Source organism: Pandoraea sp. NPDC087047 (assembly GCF_044745225.1).
GTDB lineage: Bacteria > Pseudomonadota > Gammaproteobacteria > Burkholderiales > Burkholderiaceae > Pandoraea.
In genome coordinates, this window is sequence record NZ_JBIUZU010000032.1 from 1 (window position 1) to 1528 (window position 1528).

General features: G+C 60.4%; 1 protein-coding gene. It reads right to left on the bottom strand.

The window, feature by feature from the left end; all coding sequences use genetic code 11:
* Window positions 1-97: 97 nt before the first annotated feature.
* The coding region (locus tag ACIPHM_RS24575) for a hypothetical protein (RefSeq protein ID WP_400334306.1) at window positions 98-1528 on the bottom strand (1431 nt) is incomplete at its 5' end.

Genomic DNA, 1528 nt, shown 5'->3' on the forward strand with positions numbered 1-1528 from the left:
GCACACACTCCGTGGATCGCTCATCTGGCCATCCGCTCATCGTGCGCAACAACTGTCAACCCTGACAGGTCATCCGTCGACCCACGCCCCGCGTGCGCTAGTTCGCTGTCCCCTGATCCCCAGGTGTATAAGAGAACGGCGCCTGCGGGTGGCCTGGAATGTCGATCTTGATGATCGGCAGGAACTGCCCCGTCTGATTGAAGTAGTCGTTCTGGATATACTGCGCGCCAGCACGGAAGTCCTCCGACTCTGTCGTGTACATGGCAGCCTCGAGCGGAATCTGCTCTGGGACATCCTGCGGCCACGGCGCGACGATGAGCTCGTTCCACTTCTCTTGCAGGATCAACTGAGGTACCGGAAGCGTCGTTCGCGCCGCCAGACTGAGATTGAAAGCGGCGGTATCCACCCCTAACGCGCATTGATAGTACCAATCTGTGCGATCGTAGTTGGCTCGCCAGGCCTCCAAGGTGGTAATGCCCAGTTGTGCACACGGCACACTCAGCGGATCGGCACTAGCACCGCATCGATCCGGGCGTATGTCCGTATTGGCGTCGGTCGGGTAGATGCAACGCGCCGTAAGCGGCAACTGCACCGGTGCGCCGAATGGGGCGAATATCAGTCCCTCACCGCCTTCGTACGCGATAGCGGTAATGCCCGCATCCACTCGCATGTAAGTCGCGGCTACGCCGTTGCGGGTAATCGAACTCGGGCTTGGATTCCACGAGTGGAATCCTTCGCCATATCCCGTCACCCGGACGATCACGCCGTTGCACATAAACGCCGCCTGATCACGCGGACACGGCGACGTATCGCCGAATCGCTCATTCAGACGTTGCGCCAATGCAATACCATAGTCCAACTGATCCCGCTCATCGAAGCCAAACGCCGTAGGCACGCCACCTGTCATCGCCATGCGCAGGATGGGCAGCCACTGCCCTGTCGCATCGAAGTATTGCCTCTGGTAGCGTTGTGCCTGCGTGAGTTGCCCGCCATTGGCGACGTCGTAATAAAACGCCTGCAACGGAATCGTCTCGGGCCTCGCAGGATCCCAGGCCGCGAGAAGGAGCATTGTCGGGCTGTCCGCCAGATCCGCCGATACCTGCTCGTGCGCCTCAAGACTTGCCTTGAATTGACTCGCTATCGTCGCGCTGAGTGAGCACTGTCTTGAGACATCACTTCCCTGTGCGTTGAAATGCGCGACCCACGCGGGCGCGCTGAATACGCCGAGCCCAGAGCACGAACTCGAGTCATTGGGTGTGGAGTGCCCATCGTCTACGACATTGCAGCCATGCGATGTTGCGTCTGCGGCAAGCGGCATCGCAAACGGATACGCGCAACGCACTTCGTAAGGCTTGCCCTGGCCTGTCGCGGTAAAGCCGTCCGCCAAAATGAGTCCCGCACTCGAGGCCAACGCTACCGTAGTCACATCGCGTCGGACATACGCCACGCTCGCCGACTGCAACGACGTCTCCTGCGCGGTGAGCTGGCCAAACGTGACGGCAGAGTCGCCCGACAGGGCACGCATCAA